A 16,612-nucleotide genomic window follows, 5' to 3' on the forward strand; every position below is an offset into this window, starting at 1 on the left:
AAGGGCCGGGGAAAAAGAAAAAGCCCTTTCTGGATGCATAGAATGCGCGCTAGAACGGCTTAATGGAAATCCTGCCGGATGTTGAGGCTAAAAGCGGCTCACAAAGCCGATTTTAAAGAGGCCTGAGCTGCATAATCATCAAGATTATGCAGTGAATGCCTCTGATGCCTCAACATCCGGCAGGATTTCCATTTAGCCGTTCTCAGCAAATGCAAAGCACCCAGAAAGGGCTTTTTCTTTTTCCCCGGCCCTTCGGAAGTCCCTCTCCCCGCTGGCGTCCCCCTTAAAACCGCCTCCAAGCCCCCCAAAATTCTTCTTGTGGGATTGGGGGGGACGGGGTATAATATTCCCAGGTGTATATTTAGTATTAATGATGAGGAGAGTCAGTATGAGCAGACAATATGAAAAGGTGATGAAGTGTTATGAATACTATCAGTCCGTAACAACATTTAAGCCGCGCGCGGGATTGATCCTTGGCTCCGGGTTGGGCAACTATGCCAGAAATATGCGGGTGGAGTGCGAGATTCCGTACGGTGATATTCCTGGATTTCCGGTGTCCACTGTGGAAGGACATGACGGAAGGTTTCTGCTGGGATATATTGGAAACGTGCCGGTTGTTGTCATGAAGGGACGGGTGCACTACTATGAAGGATATTCGATTGAAGATGTTGTGCTCCCTGTCAGGCTGATGAAGATGATGGGCATTGAGGTTCTGTTTCTCACGAATGCGTCGGGCGGGATCAACAGATCTTTCCGTGTAGGAGATTTTATGATGATTACGGACCAGATTTCCAATTTTGTGCCGTCGCCTCTGATCGGTGAGAATGTGTCGGAGCTGGGAACACGTTTTCCAGACATGACGCATATTTACGATGTGGAGCTGATGGAACTGATCCGTGCAACAGCCGAAGAGGAGAAGATCCAGATTCAGGAAGGGGTTTATGTACAGTCCTCGGGACCGAACTTTGAGAGTCCGGCAGAGATCAGGATGTTTGCAGCTATTGGGGCGGATGCGGTCGGCATGAGCACTGCCTGTGAAGCAATTGTGGCGCGTCATGCGGGCGTGCGGGTATGTGGAATTTCCTGTATTTCCAATATGGCATGTGGCATTACAGGGGAAGAACTGAGCCATCTGGATGTACAGGCTGTGGCGAATACACGCTCAGAGGAGTTTGAAAGACTGGTAACGAAGATAATTGAGAAGATATAGCCGGGGATTTTGTGAAGCGTATGGAAACGTATAAACGTAAAATATACAGATAAGAGGGAAAAGATATGAATATTCGAATTTATAATGTGAGAATCCTTACAATGGAAGCCGGGAAAGGCATTTTCAGAGGTGAGGTCTGGGTTAAGGGGGATGCGATTGCTTATGTCGGTCCGGTCGTGATGGATGCAAAGGAAACATGGGACAGAGAAATTGACGGGCAGGGCAATCTTCTGATGCCCGGATTTAAAAATGCACATACCCATTCCGCTATGACGTTTTTACGTTCCCATGCGGATGATATGAAGCTGGACGAATGGCTGAATACCAGGGTATTTCCGGCAGAAGCAAAGCTGACGGGGGAGGACATTTACTGGCTGAATAAGCTTGCGATTATGGAATATCTGACCAGCGGTATTACGTCCATTTTTGATATGTATATTAATAAACCGGCGGGAGAACGCGCGGCTGTGGATACCGGGTTCAGGACAGTAATCTGCGAGAGCATCAATGATTTCGGGGGGACGCTGGATGAAGTTGAGGCGGATTATAAGCGCTATAACCAGGATCCGGACAGGCTGGTTTCCTATCAGCTTGGATTTCATGCAGAATATACCACCGGCCGTGAGATGATGGAAGGCCTGGCGGCGCTCTCTGAAAAATATCAGATTCCGGTTTATGTACACTGTTCAGAGACGAAAAGAGAAGTGGAGGACTGCAGAAGCAGAACGGGGATGACTCCGGTTGCTTACATGGACTCCCTGGGACTTTTTGTACATGGCGGCGGACTGTTCCACGGCGTACATCTGGACGATGCGGATTTTGATATTGTAAAAGAACGCGGCCTTTACGTTGTGACCAATCCTGCATCCAATCTGAAACTTGCAAGCGGTATTGCTCCGGTGAAACGGTATCTGGATATGGATATCCCTGTAGCCATTGGTACAGACGGGCCGGCAAGCAACAACTGTCTGGACATGTTCCGGGAGATGTTCCTGACAACGGGACTCCAGAAGGTACTCTGCGATGACCCGGAAGCAGTTCCGGCCATGGAAGTCCTGAAGATGGCAGCTGTAAACGGTGCTCATGCAATGGGACTGCCGGAGTGTGATACACTGGCAGAGGGTAAGAAAGCCGATATGGTCCTCATTGATCTTCAGCAGCCTAACATGCAGCCCATCCAGAATTTGGAGAAAAACCTGGTTTATAGTGGAAGCAAACAGAACGTAAAGATGACGATGGTGGCAGGAAAAGTGCTCTACGAAAATGGAGAATATTACCTGGATTCAACTAAGGAAGAGATTTTTGCCAGGGCAAATCAGTCTGCACGGCGCATTCTGGGATAATTATCAGATAATATAAATAGAATGTTAAGAAATGACGCAGGAAAAAATGTTGCCTAACAGAAGAAATACACGTATAATAAAGAGAATGGTGGAATAAGCCATTCTCTTTATTTTACGAATATTCAGAAAACGGACAGCAAAGGGGTCTGACCCCTATGGAAAGGAGTACTATAGATGAAAGCAGCAATTTTTACTTTGAATACGGGTTTATATAAAGCGAGGAAAGAAAGCGCCGCGGCGACTGCGCTGAAACGCATGCTGGAGCAGGTGGGCTTTGAGGTGAAGGCGGCGGGAGTTCTGCCCGAGGATAAAAAAGTGGCGTTTGCAGTATTGAAGAGGCTGGCTGATACGGGAGCAGTGGAATTGATTCTGACTACCGGCGGGACGGGGATCCGCAAAAAAGATTGTGCGCCTGATGTAGTGATGGAAGTCTCTGAGCGGCTTCTTCCGGGAATACCGGAAGCCATCCGCGCTTATAACATCCGGTATTCAAAAAAAGCGATTCTGGACCGTTCTGCGGCGGGAATCCGTAAACACACGCTGATGGTAAATCTGCCGGAGGGGGCAAAGTCGGCTAAGGAGAGCCTGGAGTACATCCTGCCGGAATTAGTACATGTTGTGGAGATGTTGAGTGTATGATGCAAATTACATATTTAGACCACAGTGGATTTCTTGTGGAGCTGGAGACAGCATATTTTTTGTTTGATTATTACAAAGGAGAACTGCCCAGGCTGAATACTGGCAAAAAGTTTTATGTATTTGTCAGTCATTCACATTATGATCATTTTAAAAAGGATATTTTTAAAATGAGGGAGTTTCTGCCGGATATTTCATTTATCCTGTCTGACGATGTGGAGCCGGACGGCGTCAGTGATGTCATACTCCTGGGACCGAACGTGGAGAAAAATGTGGACGGCTGTAAGATCCGTACACTGCGATCCACCGATGAAGGCGTGGCATTTCTCGTTCAGTATGGAGAGTATATGGTTTATCACGCCGGAGATTTGAACTGGTGGCACTGGGAGGAAGAGAGCAAGGCTTATAATACGATGATGCGGCGGAACTATCAGTATGAGATCAATAAGCTGCATGGGGTGAAGATTGATGCAGCGTTTGTACCGGTGGACCCCAGGCTTGGAGAGCAATATTTCTGGGGACTGGACTGCTTTATGAAGCGGACAGAGACCAGGGCTGTATTTCCCATGCATTTCTGGGAAAATTACGGGATATTCGACCGTCTGGCAATGGAAAAAAGTACGGAGGAATATGCAGATAAAATTTACCGGATAGAAAAAGAAGGACAGGTATTTGTGCTGGAAAAGAGCAAAGATAAGTCTTTTCATGAAAGCGTCAGGGAAATTATGCAGTAAAAGGAGCCAGTGAAAACAGGCCGCTTAAAATAAGACTGAATATGGAGTGATTGGTAATTATGCAAGTAAAATTATATACAGATGGTGCTGCAAGAGGAAATCCGGACGGACCAGGGGGCTATGGAGCTGTTCTGGAATACGTGGATGGCAAGGGCAGCCTGCACACAAAGGAACTGTCCCAGGGGTATGTTAAGACAACAAATAACCGGATGGAACTGATGGCCGTGATCAGCGGTCTGGAAGCGCTGAATCGTCCTTGTACGGTGGAAGTTTATTCCGACTCAAAATACGTGGTGGATGCGTTTAATCAGCACTGGATAGACGGCTGGCTGAAGAAAGGCTGGAAGAGGGGAAAGAACGAACCTGTAAAAAATGTGGATTTGTGGAAAAGGCTTTTGGCGGCAAAAGCGCAGCACAGGGTTACTTTCCACTGGGTGAAGGGACACGACGGGCATCCACAGAATGAGCGCTGCGATGAACTGGCAACGACTGCGGCAGACGGCAGCGGCCTGATCATCGATGAAGGAGTGTAAGCAGAAATTCTGGATTAAGGCGATTTATCTGTTTTCTGAAATAGATTCTGGACAGATATCAAAATACATAGTATAATATACAACTGTGTTAAGTAAGACAGACAATCGCGGCTGCGGGAGCTGAAAAGCTGCAGACGAGGAAAGTCCGGGCTTCACAGGGCAGGATGCCGGATAACGTCCGGTGGAGGTGACTCCAAGGCCAGTGCAACAGAAATATACCGCCGGGATATTCCCGGTAAGGGTGGAAAGGCAGTGTAAGAGACTACCGCCTCGCTGGTAACAGAGAGGGCACATGTAAACCCCATCCGAAGCAAGACCGAATAAAAGCCACGTGGCGGCCCGTCACGCTTTAGGTAGGTCGCTTGAGCCTGGTGGCGACATCAGGCCTAGATAGATGATTGTCCAACGACATAACCCGGCTTATCGTCTTGCTTAACCACAGTAATAATAAACGGCTGACGGAAATGACATGCCGTGCAGGATAGAAACTAAGTCATGGCGCCGTTTTTTTGCAGGTGCCATTTATTTTTAATGAACACGGAAATATATACCATAAGAAAGCAGGTAGTAAAATGGGAATGAAAGTAAATGCGGAGCTGCCGCTGCCGGCAGATTTGAAGGCAGAATACTCGCTGTCAGACAAGATCATTGAATTAAAGAGCCGGAGAGACCGGGAGATCCGGGATGTATTTACCGGAAAATCAGATAAATTTCTGGTTGTTGTAGGTCCCTGTTCAGCGGACAATGAGGATGCAGTATGTGAATATGTGAGCAGGCTGGCACGGGTAAATGAAAAAGTTTCTGACAGACTTGTTCTGATTCCGAGGGTTTACACCAACAAGCCGAGAACCACAGGCGAAGGGTACAAGGGCATGCTTCATCAGCCGGAGCCGGATCAGGCGCCGGATTTACTTGCAGGGATCATTGCAATTCGGAAAATGCATATCCGGACGATAGAAGAAAGCGGCCTTACGGCGGCAGATGAAATGCTGTACCCGGAAAACAGAAGTTATCTGGACGATATTTTGTCCTATGAGGCAATCGGCGCCCGTTCTGTTGAGAATCAGCAGCATCGTCTGACAGCCAGCGGTATGGATATTCCGATCGGAATGAAGAACCCGACCAGTGGTGATTTTTCCGTTATGCTGAATTCCGTGATTGCTGCACAGAACTCCCATAATTTTATATATCGGGGGATAGATGTGACAACAGAAGGAAATGATCTTGCACATGTGATATTAAGAGGCGGCGTTGATAAATATGGGACATGTATACCTAACTATCATTATGAAGACCTGGTGAGACTGCTGGATATGTATGGGAAGAAGGATTTGAAGAATCCGGCCGCGTTGATAGATGCGAACCATTCCAATTCAAATAAGCAGTTCAAAGAGCAGATAAGAATCGTGAGCGAAGTAATGCACAGTAGAAATTACAATCCTGATCTGAAAAATCTGATCAAAGGCGTTATGATCGAAAGTTATCTTCTGGAAGGCTGTCAGAGCATAGAATGCGACCGGGCATATGGAAAATCCATTACCGATCCGTGCCTGGGCTGGGAAGATACGGAAGAACTGATTTATAAAATCGCAGAGAGCTGTTAGGAAAGAGAAGAAGATACACACAATGCATGCAAATTCCACAGACAGGGGAATGGAAAGAAGCTGTATAAAATTAAAGCGCAGCGTAGTTTAAAGCCAGGAGAAGGCACTTTTTATTAGTGCATTTCCCCTGGCCTTTTATATCGGATTTGAGCCTGGTAAAATTTTGCAGTACGTCATGATTCATATTTTTTAGTCAAAAGGGCAGACAGTTGGAAAAATAGTTAAAATATAAGCGTTGTTGGTATAAAGTATATTGCAAAATGTTACAGTAGGAAGTATACTGGTAACAAATCAAGGATTCCGCTTCGCGGTTTTACGGACAAGAAAGGGGAGGGCTGACATGGCGGCACAAATATTCAGAATAGCAGAACATCGTATCTGGAGGGAGTATGCTGAGCATTTTAAAAGCAAAGATACAGCGGAGGCATATCTTACAGAGATTACAGAATTTGAAAAAACATGTAAAATAAACTTCTTCCATATGACCGGTAAGAATGCAGAAATGTATTATACATATCTCCTGGAAAAAGAAGCGTCTGGAAAGATGAGTATGAGTACCCTGTCCAAAAAATTCTGGGAATTGCATTCTTTTGCCTCATATGCTGCAGATAGAAAAGCAGAGTATGAGCTGCCGGATACATTTGAAGATTACTTTTATCCATGGCTGAAGAGGCTCAGACAGCAGGAGAAGTTTGTACATTCTGTTCCCGTGGAAGATATGGATGCGCTCTATCAGGCGGTACAGGAAGATCCGATGTCTTACACAATCATAGCTCTGATTCACAGGGCAGGGCTTTCCTCCAACGAGATAGCAGAACTGAGGCCGGAGAATCTGGCGGTCTATGAAAATGGAACATTTGCTTATATTGAAGGCAGGGAAACGGTGTGCTATATACCGGAAGATGTATCCGTTATCTTAGAGAATTATTTAAGCAGAAGAGAGCCGGCAGATTACCTGTTTTATAATAGAACCGGCGGGCCTCTTAATAAAATGTATATCAGCCGCATGCTTAAAAAGTATACACAGAAGGCGGGGATTCCGGCATACAGCGCAGAAAAGATACGTACCACATGCGGAACCGCCATGTTTGCCTACGATGCAAAGCCCGGACAGGTGGCAAAGCAGATGGGAATTACGAAGACTCAGATCCAGAAATATCATAACAGGCAGTACCGGGATCATCTTCTCGTAAAGGCCAATGAGCTGGTGAAAATTAAAATTGAACCCCCATCTTATTAAGGTTCTCATTTTTTAGCAATGTTTTAACTTAAGAAATTTTCTTATAAAATTATTAGTTGACAAAAGCGCAACATGTTACTAAAATAAAAAGGGTAACATGTTGCGCTTTCCTTAAAAGGAGAAAGTATGGAATTAAAACAATTGATGGATGAATATGCAGATACCGAAATCATGAGAAGACAGGGGATTTTTGCAAGTATTTTCCTCATACAGAACCGTCTGCAGACTGCCTGTGATAAGCTGGACGAAGAAATCACTATGAAGCAGTGGCTTCTGCTGGCAATGGCAGGAACCTCGGAGAGTCCCATGTCGCTAACCGATCTGGGCAGGTTAATGGGCTGTTCCAGACAAAATGTCAAGAAAATCGCAGCCTCTCTTGAGCAGAAGAAATTTTTAAGATTAGAGCGGCGGGACGAGGATTCCAGGGCGGTATGCGTGATGCTGGAAGATAAAGTGAAGGAATATACGGAACGGGTGGGAGAAATGCAGCAGAAAGTACTGGAAATTTTATTTCATGAATTTACGGATGGGGAAACATGTGCATTGTATCAGGGGATTATGAAACTGCAGGAGAATATTTCAGAGATTGAAAAATATGTGGAGGAAAGCCATGGACAGCAATAATACGAACAGGAAAGTAGTAGTTTATACTTCTGAAACCGGATTTACAAAAAAATATGCAGGATGGATCGCAGAAGATTTAAAGTGTGAGGTTATGGATATCAAAGACTGGAGGAATCAAAAGCCAGCGGATTATCAGACTGTGATTTACGGAGGAGGATTCTACGCGGGATCGATTAAGGGCCTGAAAAAAATAAAAGAGCAGATGAAAGCATATCCGGATGTTAAGCTCATCGTATTCGCCACCGGCGCCACCCCTGCGGAGTCAAAAGAAATAATTCAGGGCGCTATGGATGCAAATTTTACAGCAGAAGAGAAAAAGAACATTCCGGCATTCTATTTTCAGTCCGGATTGAACTACGAGAAAATGAGCCTCAAATATAAAATAATGATGAAGATGTTTGCCGGGATGATGAAGAAAAAGGCGGATAAAACCCCGGAAGAACAGGCGATGGCAGAGATGTTGACGCATTCATATGATTATTGCAAAAAGGAAAACATGAAAGAATTGTTAGAATATTCTGAATAAGAAGAGCAAAGGGGTCAGACCCCTTTGCTCTTCCTTCTTACTTGTTATCTGTATATTTTTCTTCGCAGTATTTGCAGCGGTAGATCTGATTTATTTCATCTGTGAGGACAAACACGTGATCCAGGCCCTGCTCGATGGATGTGATACAGCGGGGGTTTTTGCAGCGGATGACATTCCGGATCTCTTTCGGAAGGGTCAGACGCTTTTTGTCTACGATTTCCTCATTCTGGACGATGTTGACCGTGATCTTATGGTCGATAAAGCCCAAGATGTCCAGATCCATAAAATCGATCGGACACTCGATCTTCATGATGTCTTTTTTGCCCATTTTGCTGCTCTTGGCATTTTTGATGATGGCCACACAGCAGTCAAGCTTATCGAGATGTAAGTATTTGTATATTTCCATGCTTTTGCCGGCTTCGATGTGGTCGAGTACAAAGCCTTCTGAGATGCGGCCGACGTTTAATGTATTTTTCACCATAGTTCTCCTTCTTTCTTAAAATATGCCATCTTTTGTGTATTTAAGCTGACGTAAAAGATGATTGCCTCTTTTTAATCTACATGGATATCCAGAAGAGTGAGTATGAGTGCCATACGGACATAAACTCCGTACTGCATTTGCTTGAAGTAGGCGGCCCTTGGGTCATCATCTATCTCAACGGAAATCTCATTCACTCTTGGAAGCGGATGAAGTACATACATGTCTTCCGGTGCAAGCCGCATTTTTTTCTTGTCCAGTATATAGAAATCTTTCATGCGCACATAGTCTTCCTCATTGAAGAAACGCTCTTTCTGGACTCTCGTCATATACAGTATGTCCAGTTTGGGGATTGCATCTTCCAGACGGACCACTTCCTGATAAGGGATATTCAGCTTGTCCAGTACATCGTGGCGCATGTAATCCGGAAGTCTTAATTCTTCTGGTGAAATCAGAACAAACTGGATTCCTTCATAACGTACTAATGCATGGATCAGAGAATGAACGGTGCGGCCGAACTTTAAGTCTCCGCAAAGTCCTATGGTCATTTTGTTCAGGCGTCCTTTAACATTCAATATTGTAAGCAGATCGGTCAGCGTCTGTGTCGGATGCTGATGGCCTCCGTCACCGGCGTTGATTACCGGGATAGAAGAGTGCTGGCAGGCAACCATAGGCGCACCCTCTTTCGGGTGGCGCATCGCGCAGATATCTGCATAACATGAAATGGTTCTGATCGTATCAGAAACGCTCTCTCCCTTTGCAGCTGAGCTTGATTCAGCGGAAGAAAATCCCATGATGCTGCCGCCAAGGTTCAGCATAGCCGCTTCGTGGCTCAGCCGTGTACGTGTGCTTGGTTCATAAAATAAAGTCGCAAGTTTTTTCCCGTCGCAGGCATGTGCATATTTATCGGGATGTGCCTCAATATCCTGTGCCAGGCCCAGCAGTTCGTCTAGTTCCTCAACGGAAAAATCCAGAGGACTCATTAAGTGTCTCATAAATAACCTCCTTATATGCCGAATAGGGGCATCTTTAATCTATCTGTATTGCAGTAAATCTTCTACAGATTTACGATTTGGCGCTTCCGGCTCGTGATCCGGATAACCAACGGCAATCAATGCAGCCAGTTCCTGATCCTCGGGCAGCTCCAGAAGCCCGGATATTCCGTCCTCATCAAAAATTCCCATAATCACGGTGCCAAGTCCATACTCCTGCGCCGCCAGACAAAAAGACTGGGAAGCGATCCCGGCGTCAAACATCTGCCATCTGTCCCCCTTTTTTGTAGTGTAAGAGCCATCGCGCTCAAAACCAGACCTTCCCTTCAGAAAAGTAACAGCAATCAGCATGGGTGCCTGTTTAATAATACCGGCATTGTGCTCATACGTGAATTCCTCTGTGATTTTTCCGATAATGGATGGATCTTCAATTGCAATATAGCGGGTAATCTGGGTGTTTTTCCAGGAAGGAGAATAAGATGCTGCAGAAACAATAGAATCAATCATAGAATGGTCAATGGGATCCGGCTTGTATTTGCGGATGCTTCTTCGACTCTTAATACATTCAATAGTGTTCATTTGTAAACCTCCCTATTCAAAATTCTCTTCAACTAATCATATACTAAAATAAGTCGATTTTCAACAGGAATTTTGAAAGGGAGCTGCCAAAAGTCAGCGCAGGATTTTTTCAAACAGGAGACCGGCGCCGAACCATAAAGGCGCATAGTCAAACCGTATGATGCCTTTTAAATTGTATTTTGCTTTGCTGTAATCCCAGGGACAGGCATGGTGCCTTTTCAGGACGCTGCCCGAGAGAAATTCACCGAGAAAAATACAGCAGGTATAAACGCCGCCTCTCAAAAGGGGATTTTTCCCTTTTAACAAACGGCAGACAGGCGTGAGAAGGCATGCCGCGCCGTAAATGGGAAACATCCATATAGAGGTGCGCCCGACAAGGGTAAATTCTTTCTTTTTAAAAGAATGGAGGGCTGTAAATACAATTTCCATGCACCAGCCCAAAGTGCCGCATATGATAAATTTATTCTTCATAATGAAAAGTATGTTTAAGAAACGTAGATTTTATACGTAAAATGTATTATAATGTTTTTTAGTTTGTGCAAAGGAGAAGTAGAAATGGCAACATTGGAAGAACTGAGATTACAGTTGGATGAGATCGATAACCAGCTTGTAAAGTTATACGAAAACAGGATGCAGGTGTGCAAAGAGGTCGGCGAACTGAAGGTAAACACTGGCAGAAAGGTGTTTGACAAACAGCGGGAGAAGGAAAAGCTGACTGATGTTTCGGCAAAAGTGTCCGGTGATTTCAACAAGAAGGGGATCCAGGAACTGTACGAGCAGCTCATGTCCATGAGCCGGAAACTTCAGTATCAGCAGCTGGTGGAAGCAGGGGCCCTAGGCCGGCTTCCGTTTATTGAGGTGGAGTCTCTGGAGGGACACAATGCCAGGGTCGTATTCCAGGGAGTCGAAGGTGCTTATGGCCAGGCCGCCATGCAGCATTACTTTGGAGAAAACTGCAATGCTTTTCATGTCAGAACATTCCGGGATGCCATGGAGGCAATCGAAGAAGGCTCCGCGGACTATGCCGTACTGCCCATCGAAAATTCTTCTGCCGGAGCGGTCAATGAGATGTACGACCTTCTGGTAGAATTTGAAAATTTTATCGTAGCGGAGACGATCATCCCGATTACCCATACACTGTCAGGCCTGCCCGGAACCAGCCTGAATCAGCTGCAGAGAGTCTATTCCAAGGCGGAAGCTCTGATGCAGACAAGCCGTTTTCTGGATGAACACAGTGGCTGGCAGCAAATCAGTGTTGTGAATACCGCAATTGCAGCAAAGAAGATTCTGGAGGACCAGGACCGGACACAGGCCGCAGTATGCAGCGCTTATGCCGCAAAAGTACACGGACTGTCCGTTCTTCAGGATAATATTAATGATGAACCAAACAATTCCACAAGATTTATTGTTGTGACCAATCAGAAAATTTTTCTGCAGGATGCGTCCAAGATCAGTATCTGTTTTGAGGTGACCCATGAAAGCGGATCTCTGTACCGGATTCTGTCTCATTTCATTTATAATGATCTGAATATGACCAAGATCGAATCACGCCCGGTGGAGGGGAAGAACTGGGAGTACCGTTTCTTCGTGGATTTCGAAGGCAACATGGCTCAGCCGGCTGTTAAGAATGCTATCCGTGGCCTTAGGGAAGAAGCCAGAAATCTGAAGATACTGGGCAATTATTAAGAGATTATGTAAAAGAGGAAGAGGCAATGCGTACAAACGAATTAATGCTGTATAAGAATATGGAATACGGAGATATCCTGCTCGACATGACATTTCTTATGGAGAACTTTGAGAATGAATATTACAACAGAGAGGACTTAAGAAGCCTGTTTTTTGAGTGTGTGAATGCCCTGCTCGAGCTTTCCGCAAGCCATGGCTTTGAGGGAAATCTGTGGCATACATACCTGGCGTTTCTGCTGGCCAGCGACGAGAATGCATACAGTACCTCATGCGAAATCATCGGACCTGTGGAGGGAAGTATCAACGAGATCGCCCGCTATGATTTCGGTGTTTTTAAAGAGCTGTTCGATTATGATTTCAGTAAAATGGAAGAAGCGCTGGAGTTAAAATGTTTTTCCATCCTGAAGGATTATCAGAATGTCAATGAGAGCAGCAAGGTGTTTAACAAGCGCATCAGGGACAGGATCTGCGGGCTGGGGCGTGCACTGGAAGCAGCGGGGAATGTGGCTGCTTTCCAGGAGATATTGACGCAGTTCTACAAAGAATTCGGCGTTGGAAAACTGGGGCTTCACAAGGCTTTCCGGGTAGAGCATCCGGAGGAGGAAGGCGTGCAGATTGTTCCCATAACAAACATTGCGCACGTTCATCTCGATGACCTTGTGGGATATGAGATTGCAAAGAAAAAACTGATCGACAATACAAAAGCCTTTGTGGAGGGAAGGAGGGCAAACAACTGCCTGCTGTACGGGGATGCGGGAACCGGCAAATCCTCATCTATTAAGGCGGTTTTGAACCAGTATTATGACCAGGGATTGCGTATGATTGAAGTTTACAAGCATCAGTTTCAGGATTTGAATGATGTGATAGCGCAGATTAAAAACAGAAACTATAAGTTTATCATCTATATGGATGATCTGTCTTTTGAGGAATTTGAGATAGAGTATAAGTATCTGAAAGCAGTCATCGAAGGCGGGCTGGAGAAAAAGCCTAACAACGTACTGATTTACGCTACATCAAACAGACGCCATCTGGTAAGGGAGACATTTAAGGATAAGGCGGACAGGGATGAGGAGCTGCACACCAATGATACGGTGCAGGAAAAGCTGTCTCTTGTCGCAAGATTCGGCGTGACAATATATTTTGGCTCTCCGAGCAAAAAAGAATACCAGCAGATCGTAAAAGAACTGGCAAAGCAGAATCAGATAGCAATGCCCAAGGAAGAACTGCTTCTGAAGGCAAACCAGTGGGAACTTACCCATGGCGGCCTGTCAGGAAGAACGGCACAGCAGTTCATTGATTATCTGCTCGGGCAGGAATAAGAAAGGTAATTCATGAATAAAAAGGTAAAAAATACGGGATGCGCACTGATCATGCTGGCTCTATGTGTCGGTGCGGTGACCGGTTGCAGCGGGAAACTGACTCCAAAAAAGATGATGTCAGCGGTTACAGAAAATCTTGCGGAAGTAAAATCAGTTTCCAATTCATTAGAGATGGACATTGAGCTGGAAGATGTACTTGATTTAACAAAAATCTCAATGGACATGCAGATGGAGAATACAACAAAGCCAAAAGCCGGACATGCGAAAGGGTCCGCGGAAGTAAATTTCAGCGGAACCCAGGTAGGCAGTGATATGGAGATCTATCAGGTGACGGAGGGCGATGAGTTTGTCACATACAGCAGTATGTATGGGCAGTGGAGCAGAGAGGCTGCAGAAGGTGCACAAAAGAGCACATTTAACGGAAATCTGTTCCAGGAGGCAGGAGATTCCATCAAATCCTTTCATATAGCAAAAGAGACCGTTTTGGTGGAAAATAAAGAGTGCTATGAGATGTATGGTGATATTAGCGGTAAAGAACTTCTGAAGTTCATGGGTCTGGACATGATGGGGGCCTTTGGTTTGGTGGAGCTTCCGGAAGAAGATGCGATTTCAGGACTATCGATTCCGATCACGATCGATATCTATAAAGAAGAAATGCTCCCTGCACGCATCATCGTAGACATGACAGATGTTATGAACGATCTGTATGATAAATATGAAAAAACTACCAATGTAAACGACTTTACAATCAAGCTGGGGTATACTGGTTTTGATCAGGTAGAGAAGATAGAGGTGCCTCAGGAAGTCCTGCAGGCGTGCGGACAGGCGGGTTAGAAAGAAGCACAGCCGAACACTTTTTCATAAGAGTGATAATTGTATATGCCCTGTCCGAATTTGAAACGGCGGTCATCCGCATCGGTCTCATATCCGGGCAGGGCATTTTATATTATGAGCAGCCTTTTAGTTCCGTTCAGGTATATTGCCTAAACTTCCTGGATCTGTGAGATATCGCTGTCGATGATCAGCGAGTAGTTTGTATAATACACTACAAATCCAGGCTTGGCGCCTTTCGGTTTTTTCACATGTTTCTTTTCAACGTAGTCTATTTCTACTTTTTCTCCTCCGCGTGCTTTCGAGTAATGGGCGGCAAGCCGGCCGGCCTCCTCAAAGGTTCTGTCGGGAAGTTCTTCACCGTTTGTTTTTACAATAACATGGGAACCAGGGGCGTCTTTCGCATGGAACCACCAGTCATTGCCTGTTGCAAAGCTGAAAGTGAGTTCGTCATTTTGAAAATTATTTTTCCCTACATACATATGAAAACCGTCGCTGGAAAGATAATGCAGCGGCGTGTTTTTTATTTTAACCTTCTTTTTGGTAAACTTCCTGCGCATATAGCCAGAGCCAATCAACTCCTCTTTGATCTGGGCAAGATCGTCCTCTGTCAGGGCGATATCCAGTGCCGTGCTTACGGAGTCCAGATAAGTGATATCATCCTGTGTCTCCTGGACAAAACGGGAGAGAGCCTCATAGGTTCTTTTCTGCTTATTATATTTATCAAAGTAGCGCTGGGCATTTTCCTGCGGTGTTTTCGCGGCGTCCAGCGGGATGGTGATCATCTCATTCGTATAATAATTCAGTGCTTCCAGCTGCCGGGCGCGCTCCTTCAGGTTGTAGCCGTAAGTATTGATTAACTCCCCGTAAACCTTATATTTGTCCCGGTTCTCGGTATCGGCGAGCTGCTTGAGCTGCAGATCACATTTTTTGCGGCTGCGCTCCAGGGCCGTCTGCACAATATGGCGCAGATCAGCTGACTTCTGCCGGATGCGGGTCAGAGCATTTTTAGAGGCGTAATAAGTCTCCAGCACTTGGGACATGGAATCAAAATCCATCCGTGTGCAGTTTTCTAAATGAGTCAGCGGCAGCGCAGAAAATTCTTTTGGTTCCTGTCCATCGTAATAGATCGCAGGAGAGTAGCATCCTTCTTTTACATAAGTAAAGACAAGAGAAAACTGACGATACAGATGCCGCAGTGTCTCATCTTCCAAAGTCTCGGTTGTGACGGTAGAATCAATGTCTGACAAAAAGCAGATCTCCCTGGCTGCCACGGGACTTACTCCGGTAAAGCTTGTATAAATGGCCTTGGCGAGCGGAAGCTGCTTTGACTTAATCTTTTCAAGAAAGGCAGATTCATCCGTGGACAGCGGATCGGACTTGTCCATAGTATCAGGGACAAAATAGTCTCTTCCTGGAAGCACTTCCCGGACAGAACTCATCTGGGCGGAAACGTGCTTGATACTGTCGATGATCATTCCTTCGCTGCTACAGAAGATAATGTTGCTGTGTTTGCCCATAATTTCCACAACGAGATCCTTCCTGCAGAGATCCCCCAGCTCATCCAGATGTTCAATGGTAAAGTGGATGATGCGCTCCAGACCTGGCTGACAGATATCGATAATCCTGCCGTTGCTGATATGTTTTCTCAGCAGCATGCAGAAATTAGGGGCCGTCATGGGGCTGGGTTTGTTGGAGTCCGTTAGATATATAAGGGGGAGGGATGCGCTCGCAGAAATACACAACCGCCTCTGTCCGGCCGGTGTTTTCAGTGTGAGAAGCAGTTCGTCTGTTTCAGGCTGTGCAATTTTGGCAATCCTTCCACCCTGCAGCTGTTCTTTTAATTCGTGGACCAGAGAGGCCACGGTAATTCCATCAAATGCCATGATATAATCCTTCCTTCAGATGTTGAATCATCGTGAAATTAATATTTCTATATTGTATCATAAAGCGGGGCATCGGGAAAGTCCTGAATCGGGATTTAGGCAACGAGCTTTAGTCGCGTTGGCGGACGGGGACGCTTAATGACAGGGATGCCGGGGAGGTACTGGGGCTGTATATGCCGTTGCGAAATGCACCCGTGCGGTCAAGTGCTTCTAGAACCCCCGCTGCCGGACAGACGGGTACGCTGAACACATCACGGGAAATCTGATGATTTCCCGCGCTGGGTTCAGCAAAAACTTGATTCGGTGATCAAGTTTTTCCCCGTCTGTCCGGCAGCGGGGGTTCAAGAAGCACTAAACCACACTCTCAGCATTCTCGCAACGGCATATACAG

At 45.8% G+C, this 16,612-nt stretch carries 17 protein-coding genes and 1 other RNA gene; 13 read left to right on the forward strand and 5 right to left on the reverse strand.

The window, feature by feature from the left end; genetic code table 11:
• Positions 1-388: 388 nt before the first annotated feature.
• The 10 genes from HMPREF0240_RS20860 to HMPREF0240_RS20900 all read left to right on the forward strand — a co-directional run bounded on the left by HMPREF0240_RS20860 (position 389) and on the right by HMPREF0240_RS20900 (position 8,450).
• Positions 389-1,210, forward strand: a complete 822-nt coding sequence (locus HMPREF0240_RS20860; RefSeq protein ID WP_035314434.1) for a purine-nucleoside phosphorylase — start codon at positions 389-391, stop codon at positions 1,208-1,210.
• A gap of 65 nt (positions 1,211-1,275) precedes the next feature.
• Complete coding sequence (locus HMPREF0240_RS20865; protein ID WP_009005384.1) at positions 1,276-2,553, forward strand: amidohydrolase; 1,278 nt, start codon at positions 1,276-1,278, stop codon at positions 2,551-2,553.
• Positions 2,554-2,727: 174 nt separating this feature from the next.
• Positions 2,728-3,192, forward strand: coding sequence for a molybdopterin-binding protein (locus tag HMPREF0240_RS20870; RefSeq protein ID WP_009005385.1), 465 nt, complete (start codon positions 2,728-2,730; stop codon positions 3,190-3,192).
• Complete coding sequence (locus HMPREF0240_RS20875) at positions 3,189-3,923, forward strand: MBL fold metallo-hydrolase (protein ID WP_035314436.1); 735 nt, start codon at positions 3,189-3,191, stop codon at positions 3,921-3,923. The genes HMPREF0240_RS20870 and HMPREF0240_RS20875 overlap by 4 nt, the downstream gene beginning before the upstream one ends.
• Positions 3,924-3,982: 59 nt before the next feature.
• Positions 3,983-4,456: a ribonuclease HI gene (gene rnhA / locus HMPREF0240_RS20880; RefSeq protein WP_009005387.1), complete on the forward strand. Its 474-nt coding sequence runs from the start codon at positions 3,983-3,985 to the stop codon at positions 4,454-4,456.
• An 89-nt stretch (positions 4,457-4,545) separates the two neighbouring features.
• Positions 4,546-4,895, forward strand: an RNA gene (gene rnpB / locus HMPREF0240_RS23630) — RNase P RNA component class A.
• A gap of 133 nt (positions 4,896-5,028) precedes the next feature.
• On the forward strand, positions 5,029-6,060 hold the full coding sequence (locus HMPREF0240_RS20885) for a 3-deoxy-7-phosphoheptulonate synthase (RefSeq protein ID WP_009005388.1): 1,032 nt from the start codon (positions 5,029-5,031) through the stop codon (positions 6,058-6,060).
• 340 nt (positions 6,061-6,400) lie between these two features.
• Positions 6,401-7,300, forward strand: coding sequence for a tyrosine-type recombinase/integrase (locus tag HMPREF0240_RS20890; protein ID WP_009005389.1), 900 nt, complete (start codon positions 6,401-6,403; stop codon positions 7,298-7,300).
• Positions 7,301-7,426: 126 nt separating this feature from the next.
• Complete coding sequence (locus HMPREF0240_RS20895) at positions 7,427-7,924, forward strand: MarR family transcriptional regulator (RefSeq protein ID WP_009005390.1); 498 nt, start codon at positions 7,427-7,429, stop codon at positions 7,922-7,924.
• Complete coding sequence (locus HMPREF0240_RS20900; RefSeq protein ID WP_009005391.1) at positions 7,911-8,450, forward strand: flavodoxin domain-containing protein; 540 nt, start codon at positions 7,911-7,913, stop codon at positions 8,448-8,450. Before HMPREF0240_RS20895 ends, HMPREF0240_RS20900 begins: the two co-directional genes overlap by 14 nt.
• 37 nt (positions 8,451-8,487) lie before the next feature.
• Here HMPREF0240_RS20900 and HMPREF0240_RS20905 read toward each other — a convergent pair whose 3' ends face one another.
• The 4 genes from HMPREF0240_RS20905 to HMPREF0240_RS20920 all read right to left on the reverse strand — a co-directional run bounded on the left by HMPREF0240_RS20905 (position 8,488) and on the right by HMPREF0240_RS20920 (position 10,970).
• Positions 8,488-8,928 carry an aspartate carbamoyltransferase regulatory subunit gene (locus HMPREF0240_RS20905; RefSeq protein ID WP_347462636.1) on the reverse strand — a complete coding sequence of 147 codons (441 nt, stop codon included), beginning with the start codon at positions 8,926-8,928 and terminating at the stop codon, positions 8,488-8,490.
• A gap of 74 nt (positions 8,929-9,002) precedes the next feature.
• Positions 9,003-9,923, reverse strand: a complete 921-nt coding sequence (pyrB, locus tag HMPREF0240_RS20910; RefSeq protein ID WP_009005393.1) for an aspartate carbamoyltransferase — start codon at positions 9,921-9,923, stop codon at positions 9,003-9,005.
• Positions 9,924-9,962: 39 nt separating this feature from the next.
• Positions 9,963-10,499 (reverse strand): nitroreductase family protein, encoded by a 537-nt coding sequence (locus HMPREF0240_RS20915; protein ID WP_009005394.1) that lies wholly within the window; start codon positions 10,497-10,499, stop codon positions 9,963-9,965.
• 93 nt (positions 10,500-10,592) lie between these two features.
• Positions 10,593-10,970, reverse strand: coding sequence for a hypothetical protein (locus HMPREF0240_RS20920; protein WP_009005395.1), 378 nt, complete (start codon positions 10,968-10,970; stop codon positions 10,593-10,595).
• An 84-nt stretch (positions 10,971-11,054) separates the two neighbouring features.
• On the opposite strand from HMPREF0240_RS20920, the gene pheA reads away from it, so the two are divergent.
• The 3 genes from pheA to HMPREF0240_RS20935 are packed head-to-tail and all read left to right on the forward strand — an operon-like array spanning position 11,055 to position 14,338.
• Positions 11,055-12,185, forward strand: coding sequence for a prephenate dehydratase (gene pheA, locus HMPREF0240_RS20925; RefSeq protein ID WP_009005396.1), 1,131 nt, complete (start codon positions 11,055-11,057; stop codon positions 12,183-12,185).
• Between the two features lie 26 nt (positions 12,186-12,211).
• The gene (locus HMPREF0240_RS20930; protein WP_009005397.1) at positions 12,212-13,504 is read left to right on the forward strand and encodes an ATP-binding protein; all 1,293 of its coding nucleotides are present in this window, start codon (positions 12,212-12,214) and stop codon (positions 13,502-13,504) included.
• A gap of 12 nt (positions 13,505-13,516) precedes the next feature.
• Positions 13,517-14,338 carry a DUF6612 family protein gene (locus HMPREF0240_RS20935; RefSeq protein WP_009005398.1) on the forward strand — a complete coding sequence of 274 codons (822 nt, stop codon included), beginning with the start codon at positions 13,517-13,519 and terminating at the stop codon, positions 14,336-14,338.
• Positions 14,339-14,487: 149 nt separating this feature from the next.
• Here the strand turns inward: HMPREF0240_RS20935 and HMPREF0240_RS20945 are convergent, their stop codons facing one another.
• Positions 14,488-16,221, reverse strand: coding sequence for an NFACT RNA binding domain-containing protein (locus HMPREF0240_RS20945; protein ID WP_009005400.1), 1,734 nt, complete (start codon positions 16,219-16,221; stop codon positions 14,488-14,490).
• Positions 16,222-16,612: the final 391 nt, after the last annotated feature.

Origin of the sequence: Clostridium sp. D5 (assembly GCF_000190355.1) — a bacterium.
Lineage (GTDB): Bacteria > Bacillota > Clostridia > Lachnospirales > Lachnospiraceae > Faecalicatena > Faecalicatena fissicatena_A.

Bases quoted from the DNA above. Each gene is read 5' to 3' on its own strand.
- HMPREF0240_RS20915 (WP_009005394.1), bottom strand. From the start codon at position 10,499: ATGAACACTATTGAATGTATTAAGAGTCGAAGAAGCATCCGCAAATAC.
- HMPREF0240_RS20865 (WP_009005384.1), top strand. From the start codon at position 1,276: ATGAATATTCGAATTTATAATGTGAGAATCCTTACAATGGAAGCCGGG.
- pyrB (WP_009005393.1), bottom strand. From the start codon at position 9,923: ATGAGACACTTAATGAGTCCTCTGGATTTTTCCGTTGAGGAACTAGAC.
- HMPREF0240_RS20930 (WP_009005397.1), top strand. From the start codon at position 12,212: ATGCGTACAAACGAATTAATGCTGTATAAGAATATGGAATACGGAGAT.
- rnhA (WP_009005387.1), top strand. From the start codon at position 3,983: ATGCAAGTAAAATTATATACAGATGGTGCTGCAAGAGGAAATCCGGAC.
- HMPREF0240_RS20860 (WP_035314434.1), top strand. From the start codon at position 389: ATGAGCAGACAATATGAAAAGGTGATGAAGTGTTATGAATACTATCAG.
- HMPREF0240_RS20945 (WP_009005400.1), bottom strand. From the start codon at position 16,221: ATGGCATTTGATGGAATTACCGTGGCCTCTCTGGTCCACGAATTAAAA.
- HMPREF0240_RS20885 (WP_009005388.1), top strand. From the start codon at position 5,029: ATGGGAATGAAAGTAAATGCGGAGCTGCCGCTGCCGGCAGATTTGAAG.
- pheA (WP_009005396.1), top strand. From the start codon at position 11,055: ATGGCAACATTGGAAGAACTGAGATTACAGTTGGATGAGATCGATAAC.
- HMPREF0240_RS20890 (WP_009005389.1), top strand. From the start codon at position 6,401: ATGGCGGCACAAATATTCAGAATAGCAGAACATCGTATCTGGAGGGAG.
- HMPREF0240_RS20895 (WP_009005390.1), top strand. From the start codon at position 7,427: ATGGAATTAAAACAATTGATGGATGAATATGCAGATACCGAAATCATG.
- HMPREF0240_RS20920 (WP_009005395.1), bottom strand. From the start codon at position 10,970: ATGAAGAATAAATTTATCATATGCGGCACTTTGGGCTGGTGCATGGAA.
- HMPREF0240_RS20900 (WP_009005391.1), top strand. From the start codon at position 7,911: ATGGACAGCAATAATACGAACAGGAAAGTAGTAGTTTATACTTCTGAA.
- HMPREF0240_RS20935 (WP_009005398.1), top strand. From the start codon at position 13,517: ATGAATAAAAAGGTAAAAAATACGGGATGCGCACTGATCATGCTGGCT.
- HMPREF0240_RS20870 (WP_009005385.1), top strand. From the start codon at position 2,728: ATGAAAGCAGCAATTTTTACTTTGAATACGGGTTTATATAAAGCGAGG.
- HMPREF0240_RS20875 (WP_035314436.1), top strand. From the start codon at position 3,189: ATGATGCAAATTACATATTTAGACCACAGTGGATTTCTTGTGGAGCTG.